Origin of the sequence: Pseudalkalibacillus sp. SCS-8 (genome assembly GCF_040126055.1) — a bacterium.
Taxonomy (GTDB): Bacteria; Bacillota; Bacilli; order Bacillales; family Fictibacillaceae; genus Pseudalkalibacillus; species Pseudalkalibacillus nanhaiensis.
The window spans coordinates 2281700-2294026 of the sequence record NZ_CP143541.1; the positions used below are offsets into that span (position 1 = coordinate 2281700).

General features: G+C 33.5%; 20 protein-coding genes and 3 pseudogenes. 2 read left to right on the top strand and 21 right to left on the bottom strand.

Annotated features, from left to right (window positions below; translation table 11 throughout):
* Nucleotides 1-65: 65 nt before the first annotated feature.
* The 3 genes from V1497_RS11965 to V1497_RS11975 all read right to left on the bottom strand — a co-directional run bounded on the left by V1497_RS11965 (nucleotide 66) and on the right by V1497_RS11975 (nucleotide 1762).
* Nucleotides 66-290: a hypothetical protein gene (locus tag V1497_RS11965; RefSeq protein WP_349407778.1), complete on the bottom strand. Its 225-nt coding sequence runs from the start codon at nucleotides 288-290 to the stop codon at nucleotides 66-68.
* Nucleotides 291-515: 225 nt separating this feature from the next.
* Nucleotides 516-995: a hypothetical protein gene (locus V1497_RS11970; RefSeq protein WP_349407779.1), complete on the bottom strand. Its 480-nt coding sequence runs from the start codon at nucleotides 993-995 to the stop codon at nucleotides 516-518.
* A 44-nt stretch (nucleotides 996-1039) separates the two neighbouring features.
* Entirely contained in the window at nucleotides 1040-1762 is a 723-nt protein-coding gene (locus V1497_RS11975; protein WP_349407780.1) for a DUF4272 domain-containing protein, read from the bottom strand.
* A 289-nt stretch (nucleotides 1763-2051) separates the two neighbouring features.
* Between V1497_RS11975 and V1497_RS11980 the strand changes: the two genes are divergently transcribed.
* On the top strand, nucleotides 2052-2135 hold the full coding sequence (locus V1497_RS11980) for a helix-turn-helix domain-containing protein (RefSeq protein ID WP_235989001.1): 84 nt from the start codon (nucleotides 2052-2054) through the stop codon (nucleotides 2133-2135).
* A 462-nt stretch (nucleotides 2136-2597) separates the two neighbouring features.
* Here the strand turns inward: V1497_RS11980 and V1497_RS11985 are convergent, their stop codons facing one another.
* The 11 genes and pseudogenes from V1497_RS11985 to V1497_RS18705 all read right to left on the bottom strand — a co-directional run bounded on the left by V1497_RS11985 (nucleotide 2598) and on the right by V1497_RS18705 (nucleotide 7691).
* Nucleotides 2598-2801 carry a hypothetical protein gene (locus tag V1497_RS11985; protein WP_349407781.1) on the bottom strand — a complete coding sequence of 68 codons (204 nt, stop codon included), beginning with the start codon at nucleotides 2799-2801 and terminating at the stop codon, nucleotides 2598-2600.
* 13 nt (nucleotides 2802-2814) lie between these two features.
* Nucleotides 2815-3192, bottom strand: a complete 378-nt coding sequence (locus V1497_RS11990; RefSeq protein WP_349407782.1) for a hypothetical protein — start codon at nucleotides 3190-3192, stop codon at nucleotides 2815-2817.
* 255 nt (nucleotides 3193-3447) lie between these two features.
* Nucleotides 3448-3609: pseudogene (locus tag V1497_RS18700) on the bottom strand (RHS repeat-associated core domain-containing protein); the annotation flags it as partial.
* Between the two features lie 86 nt (nucleotides 3610-3695).
* A complete protein-coding gene (locus V1497_RS11995) occupies nucleotides 3696-4373 on the bottom strand; it encodes a hypothetical protein (RefSeq protein ID WP_349407783.1) in 678 nt (225 codons plus the stop codon).
* A complete protein-coding gene (locus V1497_RS12000; protein WP_349407784.1) occupies nucleotides 4309-4731 on the bottom strand; it encodes an HNH/endonuclease VII fold putative polymorphic toxin in 423 nt (140 codons plus the stop codon). The genes V1497_RS11995 and V1497_RS12000 overlap by 65 nt, the downstream gene beginning before the upstream one ends.
* A 409-nt stretch (nucleotides 4732-5140) precedes the next feature.
* The gene (locus tag V1497_RS12005; RefSeq protein ID WP_349407785.1) at nucleotides 5141-5518 is read right to left on the bottom strand and encodes a hypothetical protein; all 378 of its coding nucleotides are present in this window, start codon (nucleotides 5516-5518) and stop codon (nucleotides 5141-5143) included.
* A gap of 4 nt (nucleotides 5519-5522) precedes the next feature.
* Nucleotides 5523-5981, bottom strand: coding sequence for a polymorphic toxin-type HINT domain-containing protein (locus tag V1497_RS12010; protein ID WP_349407786.1), 459 nt, complete (start codon nucleotides 5979-5981; stop codon nucleotides 5523-5525).
* 45 nt (nucleotides 5982-6026) lie between these two features.
* A complete protein-coding gene (locus V1497_RS12015) occupies nucleotides 6027-6194 on the bottom strand; it encodes a hypothetical protein (protein WP_349407787.1) in 168 nt (55 codons plus the stop codon).
* Nucleotides 6195-6222: 28 nt separating this feature from the next.
* Entirely contained in the window at nucleotides 6223-6666 is a 444-nt protein-coding gene (locus V1497_RS12020) for a hypothetical protein (RefSeq protein WP_349407788.1), read from the bottom strand.
* Between the two features lie 246 nt (nucleotides 6667-6912).
* Nucleotides 6913-7476: an imm11 family protein gene (locus V1497_RS12025; protein WP_349407789.1), complete on the bottom strand. Its 564-nt coding sequence runs from the start codon at nucleotides 7474-7476 to the stop codon at nucleotides 6913-6915.
* Nucleotides 7473-7691 (bottom strand): AHH domain-containing protein, encoded by a 219-nt coding sequence (locus tag V1497_RS18705; RefSeq protein WP_414703564.1) that lies wholly within the window; start codon nucleotides 7689-7691, stop codon nucleotides 7473-7475. The genes V1497_RS12025 and V1497_RS18705 overlap by 4 nt, the downstream gene beginning before the upstream one ends.
* Nucleotides 7692-7905: 214 nt before the next feature.
* Here V1497_RS18705 and V1497_RS12030 point away from each other — a divergent pair.
* Nucleotides 7906-8106: pseudogene (locus V1497_RS12030) on the top strand (helix-turn-helix domain-containing protein).
* 330 nt (nucleotides 8107-8436) lie between these two features.
* On the opposite strand, the gene V1497_RS12035 reads toward V1497_RS12030, so the two are convergent.
* The 7 genes and pseudogenes from V1497_RS12035 to V1497_RS12065 all read right to left on the bottom strand — a co-directional run bounded on the left by V1497_RS12035 (nucleotide 8437) and on the right by V1497_RS12065 (nucleotide 12321).
* Nucleotides 8437-8733 carry a hypothetical protein gene (locus V1497_RS12035; RefSeq protein WP_349407791.1) on the bottom strand — a complete coding sequence of 99 codons (297 nt, stop codon included), beginning with the start codon at nucleotides 8731-8733 and terminating at the stop codon, nucleotides 8437-8439.
* Between the two features lies 1 nt (nucleotide 8734).
* Nucleotides 8735-9028, bottom strand: coding sequence for a hypothetical protein (locus V1497_RS12040; protein WP_349407792.1), 294 nt, complete (start codon nucleotides 9026-9028; stop codon nucleotides 8735-8737).
* A gap of 342 nt (nucleotides 9029-9370) precedes the next feature.
* A pseudogene (locus V1497_RS12045) lies at nucleotides 9371-9430 on the bottom strand (hypothetical protein); the annotation flags it as partial.
* 289 nt (nucleotides 9431-9719) lie between these two features.
* Nucleotides 9720-10178 (bottom strand): Imm26 family immunity protein, encoded by a 459-nt coding sequence (locus V1497_RS12050; protein ID WP_349407793.1) that lies wholly within the window; start codon nucleotides 10176-10178, stop codon nucleotides 9720-9722.
* Between the two features lie 224 nt (nucleotides 10179-10402).
* Nucleotides 10403-10642: a hypothetical protein gene (locus tag V1497_RS12055; RefSeq protein ID WP_349407794.1), complete on the bottom strand. Its 240-nt coding sequence runs from the start codon at nucleotides 10640-10642 to the stop codon at nucleotides 10403-10405.
* 448 nt (nucleotides 10643-11090) lie between these two features.
* Entirely contained in the window at nucleotides 11091-11486 is a 396-nt protein-coding gene (locus tag V1497_RS12060) for an SMI1/KNR4 family protein (protein ID WP_349407795.1), read from the bottom strand.
* A 613-nt stretch (nucleotides 11487-12099) separates the two neighbouring features.
* Complete coding sequence (locus V1497_RS12065) at nucleotides 12100-12321, bottom strand: hypothetical protein (protein WP_349407796.1); 222 nt, start codon at nucleotides 12319-12321, stop codon at nucleotides 12100-12102.
* Nucleotides 12322-12327: the final 6 nt, after the last annotated feature.

Consider the following 12327-nt stretch of genomic DNA (forward strand, 5'->3'; position numbering starts at 1 on the left):
CATTCGACACCTCCATACGAAATCCTCTTTGGGGTATAAATATTTTTATAACTGATGTGAAATTTCTAATCAAAGTTAGATAATTTATTATACAAATAATTACAGGCCTCTTCTTCTGATGTGAACTCCTTTACCGAATACTTCTTTCCACGTTCGGAATAATAAACTTCCCATCTTACAGCACTTTTTCTTAAACACCAAGCATCATTTGGTAGTCCACCATCTAATGAATAATAATGACTTGGAATATTCTTTTTTTCCAATACCTCTTTTAATTTTTGTATATTCATTTTATTTCACCTTCATTTTACAGATAACAAAAACTGTCTTATTCTTGATTAGAACGTCTAACAGAACACCTACCTCGATTTATAAAGAGGGATTATCTCACAATTTTCAATATAAGAATATGTTGAGAGACATGATAATAGTTCCTTCGTTACAACTAATTCACCCATTGAGGACAAACAAAAATGGTTTCCTGACCAATCAGAGTAGGACTTTCTACTTCTGGCTCAATTAGATATAAAGTCATTTTCTTTCTCCTTATTTATATCCGATATCCTTATCCACATATTGGATTCATCATATCCTATAACGGTTCCTTTAATTCTTTGATTAAATCTTAAATTAACCTTACCGCTATATATTCCGATTAAATCTGCTTCTCTTAAAATCCATCCCTGAGGATAATGATACGCTACTTTTAACCTTACTTCCTTCCCAATGGGATATTTTTCTTTTTGAACTTCCCACAATTTTCTCTTATTCAAAGTTGCTGTATTCCACTTCTTTTCAAATTCATGTTGGGTAATAAATCTAAATTCTCCATCTAGTTCATCTATGTGTATAGCCCCTTCGGCCAAGCAATCTTCGAAACAAGAAACATGTGTCGTTTCATCTTCATTAACAATTACTTGTCTACACGCATACCCTTCCGTCCCCACTTCAACCCAAAACTCCTCTTTTTCAAAATCAATCAATAAATATTTCATTCTTTCCCCCTCGTTAATTGCAAGGTATACTTTCAGATAAAATTCTATGTATTCAACTCTACCTCATCCCATGATCGATCTTCCGCTATCCATTCAAAGGCATGGTGTCTCCATTTTGCAATAAATCTTGTTCGATTCTTCTCTTCTAAGTTTAAATCACGAAAAGCTTTATTATTTAAAATAAAATCATCATGACCCTTTTTAAATGCTTCCATCCTATCTAGTACTTTCAAATATTGCTTTCCAAAGGTTGACAGTATTACCTCCTTTGCAGATTTCTGATTAAAAATTACGTTATTTGCTTCTCTAGTTCTCCAATGCCAAAGCATCGAGATTTCCTTGTGTAATTCTATATCTTCTAATTCCCTAACATGACATTTATTTAACAGGCTTTCTAATGTATGCTTTCTACCTATTTCTAATATAGGATGAAAATCTTTTGATACAAAACAATCGTAATCAGAAAGTGTATCCTCAAGACCAAGTGACCATAAACAAGGTTCAATTGCTTTATATTGAATTTGTCTGGAAAGTATTTCATCTTTATTACCTTTATCTACTTCTTGTTCAAATAACATTTTTTCATCCAAAATCATAGAGGAAATATAGCCTTTCTCTTGCAACCATTTATAGATCGCTTTCCTCTGCTCATCCCTTTCTTTTAATGAATATACCCTTCCTTCAATGCTTGTTCTTTCTAAGGCACATCTATCTGAGAGACATAATAAAATAATCGCTCTCGTTACAATTTCTTCAGCATTTTTCATATTTCACCTTCTGCTTCCTTTCTATTTAATACTTCCCCCATGGCCGTTAGGTTCTGAAGTTAAAAAATCATGTTTTAAAAAACTTTGGTGTTAATTTTATCATCTCGTGTTAAGAAGCTTCCTGTTTCAGGATTATAGTATCGCTGCTTCAGATAATAGAATCAGGTTTCCTCATCGTAAACATCACCAGCATACCGGAATGGATTTTCATCCTTTAAATATTTCCCACTCGATCGTAGAATCCTCTATTTGATTAAATCGCACATAAAAAACCTTTAACTCAGTAAATATGGACAGAGTTTACCTCTCAACATTAGAAACAGTATGCAAAGTGTTAGACATCGACATTCAGGAGTTAATCGAGGTGGAGTAGTCCTCTTGCTATAATAATCGTTCTTTGTACGTCAAAGTTGAGAAAAATTTAAAAAGCAGGGAGAAAGTGAAGGTAAGATTTGGGTGAATAAAAATGGTGTTAACTGATGATTTTAAGGTTATTTATGGAAATAGAAAATATTAATTAGGGTAAACGTTTTAAAGTGAATGTATGTCTAATAAATTCAATAAAATACTGTATAGGACTTTCAAACGTTATATTTTTTCTTAGAACATCAAGAGTTTCATTCGACACTCCATCTTTAAATAATAAGAAAACAAAAAAGAGGAATTGTTCTCTTATTCTCTCTAGTTATATAGGGTGGCTTATATATGAATTACAGACTTATATTAATTAATAAATTCCAAGATACCATTATTAACAACCTGTGTATTACTGAAATTAAGAGTGCGGTGATAAACAGATATCACCGCACTCTTAATTTTTTAAAACTTTCACTAATTAACCAATTGTTCTTATCGCTATTTCAATAGCTTTTTTCAATTCTACAGCTTCATCTTTATTTATCCAAATTTCTACATCTCCACCATATCTTTTAGATATGCACACTCCAACCTCTTGTTCATTAAATGTGCTTAAAATAATTACACCTTCATTTTCCTCTTCTTGAGTATTAATAGTTATTGTTTTTATTTCTTTTCTCATTTAATTCCTTACCTCACTTTAATCGAAAAGTTTGTCCAGGTATATTTTCTCCTGGAAGATATCTTTGATGTGAATTACCAGGTGTATCTAAATGCCAATGCGGTTTTTTATGAAAATCTGGTGCATTTCGGTGATAAAGATGTTGTTCATATATTATTTTTGTATTTTTATTTGGCTCCCAGACAACCTTACCTCTTCCCGGTGTTTTAGGGCCATCAGGTACATTTCTACCTGGTACTCCCAGCATATCATCCATTTCTTTAGCTGTGTTTGGCCATTTATTTCTTAAACCATTCCCTATATTATCTCCTGCTGCAGGTGCATTAAGTTTAGGAGTACCCTTATTACTAACCTTCTTCGTTCGCGAAGACCTGTAAGATACCGATTTCATCTTCCGCAGCATGTTGCCGGCATAGGATTTTCCGTATTTCACGGCTTTGTAGGAGTAGCTTCCCGGGACGAACGGGACAAAGGTAGCTGCTATATCCCAGGCAAGATAACCGGCGTTTTTCCAGGACGGCTTTTTCGCAAATCGTACCGCACTGACGACGGTACTCGCGATGTCAAGTAACGAATCGAAGAAGTTCCCATTCGCATCCGTAAAGGTGGAGGGATTGTTCCCCGCATACACATACAGATTGTGACTCGGAACATCATCTCGTGTTAGGAACCTTCCTGTTTCAGGAATATAGTATCGCTGCTTCAGATAATAGAATTCGGTTTCCTCATCGTAAACATCACCAGCATACCGGAATGGATTTTCATCCTTTAAATATTTCCCGTTATGTAGAAGAATCCTTTTTCTTATATTGAACTACAAAAAACCTTGAGAGGGTTGGCCCCCTCAAGGCCTTTAAACTCATGTGGTATACAAACTCTATAATTCAACCCATACTAATTAAAAGGAACGCCATAAAACATCCTCTTATTTTGAGCTAAAGTGATAATATCTAATTCACATTCTTCTGATGAATCTCCCCACCTAAATACCAAATCTCCATCAGGACAAGAAGATAATGAAAGTTTAAAATAATCAATCGTCCCTTTAACATATACCTTATTTATAAGTGTTCGTATAAATTTTTCTGAACGATAATCCTGCCTTTTACTGCCTAAAATCGCAAATTGTTGTGGATTACTACTTATTATCTTAATCGCATGATAAAATTCATCTACTTTAAATTCTGCTATACTTCCGTAATATAAATTTCCCGCTTCAGAATATTCAACTTCTGGACCTAGTGTAAAGTTATCGAGGTTAAACTGTCTCCCTAGTCTTTTCCACAATTTTTGATATTTAAAAATTGTGGAATTTAAATCGTCATGAGCAGCTAAACCAACCAAATAGAATTTATATTCTTTGAATATCGTTTTCTCAATGGTTGAATCTGTTATTAATTTACTACATAGTCGTGTAAATAACTTCCTATCCTCGCTAGAATATATCATCGTACCAATTATGCTAAATACACTTAAATTCGGGGCAAATCCAATTTCCTTAATAGCTTCATCTTTTGAAAACCATTGGAAAAGTGAATATACATCCTCCGAAAATTCCGTCCAATATTTCAAATGACCTCCTCCGTTTCATATTGTAATCATAATGTTCACCATTAACATCGTTAAAGTGAGGTCCCCTATTTTGTGTCGGATCATCAGGGTACTGATGGCCTCCGGAGTGCTCTCTAATAATTTTTCCGTTACCAAAGTCATATTCTCTACCAGGTATATTATTTCCACGTCTATCAACTGCAGGAGATACTTTTTTCGGCTGTTTTGAAACAGGTATACCACTATTCCTCTTCGCTTGTCTAAATGCTCCATTACGTCCTGCACCATAAGGGGTTAGGTTAGGAGGACGATTTCCCTTACCCTTAGTTCTATCAAAAATTATACATGAGTGAAGGTGACAGTTGAATAACACCGCCACCTTTATTTACTAACTAACTTTTGCTTCTACCATTAGAAACAGTATGCAAAGTGTTAGACACGACATTCAGGAGTTAATCGAAGTGGAGTAGTCCTCTTGCTATAGTAGTTGTTCTATGTATGTAAAAGTTGCGAAAAATTGAAGAAGGTAGTAAGAAAGTGAAGATATGGCATTGAAAAATACAAATGGTGGCAACTGATGATATTATGGTTATTTGCTTAAGAAAATATAGAGTAAATAGGGCTTATGTTTTAACGGTGTTGTACGTACTATATATTTCGATAATACATCATGTAGGGATTACAAGGATTATCCCTATTCTTAAAATCCAAGGAAAGTTATTCGGTACTCCCTCCTATCTATAAAAAATGGATGACTACATTGTAGCCAGCCATCCATCCTTTTTGTTTTATTCCCCAATGACTATACCATAGATAGTTAACTCAAAATCTTTGTAGTCAACATCGCAAATTTCTGCAGGAATGAAATCACTTTTACTTACACTGTCGTTAAATCTGTCTATACAAAACTCGATTATATCTGTATCAAGTTCTAGTATAAATTCTCCATCATTATAAGTTAACTCTGAGGGGTTACCTTGATTTGTTACTCTAAATACATTAATCGGCTTGTAATCCTCTAAAAAGCTATTACTTATCTGTATACCTGCTTTCCCTTCTTCAAGAGACTTCATAAACATTTCTTTTAATTCGGTAGCACCTGTAAAATCAAATTCAAGTTTAAGGGCATACTCATCATCCCTATATATTCTAATCACTTTATCCACCCCTCTACCTCAATCTAATATGAACATTTTTAGATACTTCAAAATTCTTATTCAAAAACTCAAAATGGACGTAAGGTCCTATATTCCCATGTTTTCCTTGAATATCATTGGGCTTAGCTCTGAATTGCCTTGAACCATCACTATTCCTCCACTTACCAGGTGAAACTTCAATATAGTCATTTCCTAAGAATTTACCTTTTTCGTATTCTAATTTATCTAGAGAAATATTTCTTCTGTGCTCAGTTATTTGTTTTGTGTTACGTGTAACTTTTTCTCTTTTGTTAAGATTATTAGTACCCTTAACACTACAGTTATGAACCCAGATACCGAGGTTCGATACGAAGTAGGAGTGATAGTCTGCGACCTCAAAGTTATAGACCGTCGCTTGCCTTGGTTCTTTTTCGATCTTTTCGATGGCACGTGGAGTTCCATCACTCGAATGCAGCAAATCTCCTACATTCAAGTCTTTGACAAGCGTCCATCCGATTCCTTCCAACCAGAATGGATGTTAAGCCGTTACCTCAATGATTTCATCGCCGATGTGAATGTAATAGATCTCATCAGCCTGTTTCTGGAATAATCCGACTACATCTTTGTAGGCCACTTCACCCGTTTCGTCCGATTTGGCAAGACTCTTACGACCTAAATTGATTTTTTTAAAAAAATAAGGCTGCAAAAACAAACAGCCTTAACGATTTATATATTTATTCGATTATTTCTATTTTAAATACTAAATCATCAAAATTATCATCTGGGTGACCATCATTACAAAAATATATTTTACCGTTATCTAAATCTTGAGCAATCATAGCTGCACCATTTATCCAGGCATCAGTGGAACCGTTTCCCGTATCCCAAATATTCCAAAGTAACAATTCCCCATTATTTGTTTCTACATCATATTCTAAGTAACTCGGCGCATGTTTTTCCCATAGCCTAAGGTGCTTTATTTCTTCTCCCTCAACAATAATACCTTTGTCTACTTTTAAACTTATTCCTTGATCCCATTCAGAATTTGTTTTCTCGAATTTTATTCTAATCTTTGACTTTTTTCCTATCGCTATTCTATCTAACATCATTATTGTCTTACCCTTGTATACAATTGGTTTTCCACGTGATTTCATGAACTCTTCTTGAAAACTTACCATATTTTCATCCCTCCAAGCGGTTACTTATATCTTCTAAAACAATCAACAGAAATGGTGGTAAATTAAATAGGCAAACAATTTACAGTTGTTGCATGTGTAGTAAAATTTATAAATATCTGTGGTGGATTGCTAAGATAGATCTATTCTGTGATTACAAAGAGGTTCATTCGGCACTCTATTCCCCCTGTTGCTTACTAAAAAAAGAACCTTAGAGTTTGTTTATTACTCTAAGGTTTTAAAAATGTGTTAGATTACTTTTACCTCAAGGAAGTCACATCCTGTAATATTATTTTTAGTGACTAATTTTTCCACTGACTCAGAAACAAATAAAGGTATCTCAAGGCCTTTTAATTTGAATAAATGGTTCATATTTATTTCGTTTTTATCTAGTGCATACTTTCTAATGGAGTATATTTTCTCATTATCCAAACTTATGACACTATAATCTGAATGATTAAAATTTATTGCGTCAACTACGTTAATAACATTTGCTACGTAATAATTATTTAATACGGTATTATCCTCTGAGTTAACTACTTTTACAGGTAAATACTGTACTCCATCCTCATCTAAATCACATAAAACTTCCTTAAATCTTGTTGATACTATAAACCATCCGAGATTATTTGCTAAATAATCGGTCAGTCTATCTCCTTCCGATGGATTAAAAACAAAAGTGATGTCTGTATTCCAGTCTTGTATAAATTTACCATTACTTAATTCATATTGTTCGTAACCATGAGTATTATTACAATGACCGACAACATCATTTTCATTGCTGTCATCTAATAATAATTTAAAATACCTCATTTTAACCTCCAAAAATCTTTATAAAGCATATCTGGTTTAATTCTTATTTCGTTTTTCAAACCTTCAAACAACCTAAGGAATTTATTTCCATCAAATTTTGCTAGATTATCGCATGTTCTTAAATTATCAATTACATAATCATGATAAGCATTAGGGTGTCTTCCTTGATGAGGGAGATACTCTTTGTTCCATGTATCATCTAAATCTAAAATCATATTTTTTTGTAATACTCTCTATTTGTGGAGTATATTTCTTGCTTTTATTTGTTGCATAGTGATGTTTTTGTAAAGTTTAACATTACCCTTAGTTTTATCTAAAATTATATATGATAGAAGGTGATTGTTGAATAACACCGCCACCTTTATTTACTAACTATCATCTTTGTTTCCTACTTGATCTGGCATGACATAAGGTGTCTTAATATTTAACATGACAATATCAAGCAAACTTAAAGAAAATCACTAAGAACGTAACCTATTACAACGTGATTTTGCACGAATGACAAGGCTGCGTCCTAATACAATCAGCCATCTATGTTCAGACAATGTGGACAGGGTATATCTATCAACATTAGAAACGGTATGCAAAGTGTTAGACATAGACATTCAGGAGTTAATCGAGGTGGAGTAGCCTCTCGTCCTAGTAATCGTTCTATGTACGTAAAAGTTGCGAAAATATTTATATAACAGGGATAAAGCGAAGGTAAGGTATTGAAGAATAGAAATGGTGGTAACTGATGATTTAATGATTATTTTCATAAGATAGAATACATTAAATAGGGCATACGTTTTAATGTGGTTGTACGCACTAAATAATTTGATGAACCATTATATAGGGCTTACATTGGTTATCCCTATTCTGTAAATAACAAGCGGTTTATTCGGTACTAGGTTACCTAAAATAATTTTCACAAAAATTAATGAGGGCAGCCTGTTAATTAAACAAGCCACCCTCTAGTTATCATTGCATATTCTTTACATAATTCTCTAACAATAAATCAAAGTTAGGAAAATCATCGTTTATTTCCTTTTGTTCATAAAGCTTTGTATCTCCTGTACTGAAGTCTATTACTTCAATATCTATTTTTTTTGAACTCCAAACAGTAATTCTTCCCATAGAACTATCTGATACATGGTCAACTCTTAAGCTAGGGTCAGGTGAGCCTTCAACAGAATGAGTTAAATCATCTAACTTAATACCTAACCCCTCAAGTTTTTTCTTGTTTTGAGATACCCATTCCTTTAGTAGTGTTAACATTTTACTTCACCCTTATCGTTCGTATATTAGTAGCGGGTGGCATTTGTGGTATTGGTAGACCTTTTTTACCTGCTAAACGCCCTTCTAAACTGTTTGGTCCTAAAATTTTTGCCCATCCTTCATTAGTTGGCTTTAAAGAAGATAATGGAACTTCAAATTCAGCGTACACACTTCCTGGTTTTGCTTGTTTTCCAAAAGCACTTGGATTAGAAGGGTGAGCTACATGGGTAGTACCAGAATAACTTTCTTGTACTTTGCCTGTTTTAGTCATTTTTGAAAGTTCATCTTCTGACATCCATCTACCAACTGTAGTTTTACCTTCTCCTATACCCTTATTACTAACCTTCTTCGTTCGCGAAGACCTGTAAGATACGGATTTCATCTTCCGCAGCATGTTGCCGGCATAGGATTTTCCGTATTTCACGGCTTTGTAGGAGTAGCTTCCCGGGACGAACGGGACAAAGGTAGCTGCTAGATCCCAGGCCAGATAACCGGCATTTTTCCAGGACGGCTTTTTCGCAAATCGCACCGCACTGACGACGGTACTCGCGATGTCGAGTAACGTATCGAAGAAGTTCCCATTCGCATCCGTAAAGGTGGACGGATTGTTCCCCGCATACACATACAGATTGTGACTCGGAACATCATCTCGTGTTAAGAACCTTCCTGTTTCAGGATTATAGTATCGCTGCTTCAGATAATAGAATCCCGTTTCCTCATCGTAAACATCACCAGCATACCGGAATGGGTTTTCATCCTTTAAATATTTCCATTAGTCTTAGCTTTTCCCCAAATATCAAAAACCTCCTCCTACAATTATTACAACGGCGTCTCAATGGGAAATCTAAATTAGTTAGAGCCTCATTATCTTCACTAATTTAAATATCCTCCAATACTCAAAAGCCCCCTTTAACACAAGCTCTTAAATCAAAAAGATGTCCCATAAGCTAGTCTTTCGGGACATCCTAGTTTCACCATGAATTTGTTTAGTTGTTTTTTTCAAGCTCATGTGAATATCTTATCTTTACAGCATCGTGCCCAAAAACTCCATATGGTTGTGAATCTCCTCTTTTTTCTGCGGTAGTCACAATTGAATGAGCATCTTCGTCTTCTTTCATAAAATATTCCCCAGGTACAAGGAGTATTTGATTAGGATTAAAGGCATCTTTTTTCCAAAAGTATGGAAGGATCACTTCTGTTTCTATGGGTATATTACCTACTACATTCCATTCTCCTTTACGTAAACCATGGTTTGAACACCATATTGATAATATCGTCTCCTTCTCTTTTAATTCATTAAGTGTATATTTTTTTGAAGGGATTATATTATAAAATTCACAAAATATTATTGGATAATCAATAATTAGTATTCTCCCATAACCAATTTTGTTGATTTCTATAGGAATTTCAAAAACATCTCCAACATTATTTTTAAATTTCGACATTAACTCACCTCAATCTAATAACTTTGTTCCCCTCATCCAAATAATGTGATTTCCTTGGATTTAGGGGACTTATAGGATTAATTTTATTTAATAGATTTTCTTTACCACCATTGTTTCTATACAAAATATGCTCTATCCCTCTAGCTTGAGAGTAGTTTGAACCTTGTTTAACAGGATTAAATACTAAATCACTTTTCCCTTCAGTTCTATCTATGTATGTGGATCTATTTGTTTATTTTCTCCCCTAATATTGGTGCAATTTGACCAAAATCTTCTACTGAATATCCGAAAGATTTTAATTGAGACTCAATTAATTCTAATACATCATAATATGAAAAATTTGCACCTAATCTGTAGTTTTTTTCTTCTAACCGTTCATCTTTAGTTGGTAACAATGAATGATTATACTTTTCTTGTATTTCATATATTAAATCAATTAAAAAGTTTTTCATCTCATTTTGCATGTAATCATCCCCTTATTTTATTCTTAAGATTCCTTCAATTATTTGTTTTTTCCCATTTGTTGTTGTGCATCAGATCGAACTTCTGTCCACAAACCCTTAAATGGAAAATCCGGATAGACCAACCGCCATTCTTGATTACATTCTGAACATTTATACCATTTCTCTTGTTAGATGTTACTTCCCCCATATTTACTTTCCACAGGAATTTCAACTAAATCCGAATCATTTCAAGATTAGCAATATAACTTAAAAACCTTTCAAATTCATTTATTGAATGAAATCCATTAAGTTTATCTAATACGTTACAAATACACTCTATTTTACTCTCCAGAAGGGTCAACCTCCCTTTTCTATACTTGATTACCGCTACCAAATCCCCTCTTATGGGGACTGCTACACCTTCAAAAACTCCAACACCTTTTGGACTTTAATTTAAGATTTCACTTTATTACTCTAATTCATAAAGATATCTCAAAAAATCATTAAAGGATTCTCCGCATACTTCGACCATGTCTATTGACATACCAATAAAAGGAACTTTGACGAAAAATATATCTTCTTTTCTATAATTAATACAGTAAGCGGTATCTCCACCATCAGAACCTATTATTAATAAACCCGAAGCAAATTCCTCAACATCGTATGCTTGATTAAGTTTATTAATATCTTCAATTTTCCATAAAATTAAATATGATGATCCGACTGAACCTTCTCCACCATTAGCAGTTATCATAAAATTTGCATAATCTGTTGGTAATATTTTGGTTGCTTGCTTTTCAAAGTCATTAATCACAGATAATGACGTAGGCTCATTTTTATCAAACTCTAATAGAAATTCTTCCATATCATTTCCTCCCTATTTCATCCGTTGTATGTTTCTTTGAAGACTATTCCAATACTTTGTGAACTCACCAGGTTGTTTAGGTGTTAATGGTATTTTGTTTGATAAGTCAGTTGGACTACCCCGAATTTTACAGGTTGAATTTTATGTATATGTTTACCTTTTAGAGATGGATTTGCTCTGTGTATAGAAGCATAAGCATTGTTTGCAGTTTTTCTAGCAGTTATTTTAGTACTATTTGTAATATTATTTTCCACTCGATCGTAGAATCCTCTATTTAGGAGTTAATCGAAGTGGAGTAGTCCTCTTGCACAAGTAATCGTTCTATGTACGTAAAAGTTGCTAAAAAATTAAAAAGGCAAGGAGAAAACAAAGGTAGGGGATTTAAAGGTGAGAATGATGGTAACTGACGATTTTCAGATTATTTACATAGAATAAAATTCATTAAATAGGGTATACGATTTAAAGGTGTTATACGTACAATTTAATTTGTTAATACATCATATAGGACTTACAAAGGTTAGCGTTATTCTCTGTATGGATAACGCTTTATTCGACATTCCGTACTATAAAAAAGACGGTTATCTTCAACTGATAACCGCCCCATAAATGAATATTAAATATCTATATCATCAAAAACCTCTTCTAATGTCATACCTTGTATTATTCCTAAACGAAATAAATCATCCACAGACTTAAAGGACTGGGAATATCCATCTTGCTCTCTTGTCAAAAAGTATCCATTTTCATTTTGACTAATCCAAAAACTTTTGTCTTTAACATAAAATTGAAATTCTTCACCCATCAAAATTCTATCCTTAAACTCTTTTAATTCCATATCAAA

Bases quoted from the DNA above. Each gene is read 5' to 3' on its own strand.
- V1497_RS11990 (WP_349407782.1), bottom strand. From the start codon at position 3,192: ATGAAATCGGTATCTTACAGGTCTTCGCGAACGAAGAAGGTTAGTAAT.
- V1497_RS12035 (WP_349407791.1), bottom strand. From the start codon at position 8,733: ATGTTAACACTACTAAAGGAATGGGTATCTCAAAACAAGAAAAAACTT.
- V1497_RS11985 (WP_349407781.1), bottom strand. From the start codon at position 2,801: ATGAGAAAAGAAATAAAAACAATAACTATTAATACTCAAGAAGAGGAA.
- V1497_RS18705 (WP_414703564.1), bottom strand. From the start codon at position 7,691: ATGATTTTAGATTTAGATGATACATGGAACAAAGAGTATCTCCCTCAT.
- V1497_RS12055 (WP_349407794.1), bottom strand. From the start codon at position 10,642: ATGCAAAATGAGATGAAAAACTTTTTAATTGATTTAATATATGAAATA.
- V1497_RS11975 (WP_349407780.1), bottom strand. From the start codon at position 1,762: ATGAAAAATGCTGAAGAAATTGTAACGAGAGCGATTATTTTATTATGT.
- V1497_RS12020 (WP_349407788.1), bottom strand. From the start codon at position 6,666: ATGGTAAGTTTTCAAGAAGAGTTCATGAAATCACGTGGAAAACCAATT.
- V1497_RS12050 (WP_349407793.1), bottom strand. From the start codon at position 10,178: ATGTCGAAATTTAAAAATAATGTTGGAGATGTTTTTGAAATTCCTATA.
- V1497_RS11980 (WP_235989001.1), top strand. From the start codon at position 2,052: ATGGACAGAGTTTACCTCTCAACATTAGAAACAGTATGCAAAGTGTTA.
- V1497_RS11970 (WP_349407779.1), bottom strand. From the start codon at position 995: ATGAAATATTTATTGATTGATTTTGAAAAAGAGGAGTTTTGGGTTGAA.
- V1497_RS12025 (WP_349407789.1), bottom strand. From the start codon at position 7,476: ATGAGGTATTTTAAATTATTATTAGATGACAGCAATGAAAATGATGTT.
- V1497_RS11965 (WP_349407778.1), bottom strand. From the start codon at position 290: ATGAATATACAAAAATTAAAAGAGGTATTGGAAAAAAAGAATATTCCA.
- V1497_RS12060 (WP_349407795.1), bottom strand. From the start codon at position 11,486: ATGGAAGAATTTCTATTAGAGTTTGATAAAAATGAGCCTACGTCATTA.
- V1497_RS12040 (WP_349407792.1), bottom strand. From the start codon at position 9,028: ATGTCAGAAGATGAACTTTCAAAAATGACTAAAACAGGCAAAGTACAA.
- V1497_RS12065 (WP_349407796.1), bottom strand. From the start codon at position 12,321: ATGGAATTAAAAGAGTTTAAGGATAGAATTTTGATGGGTGAAGAATTT.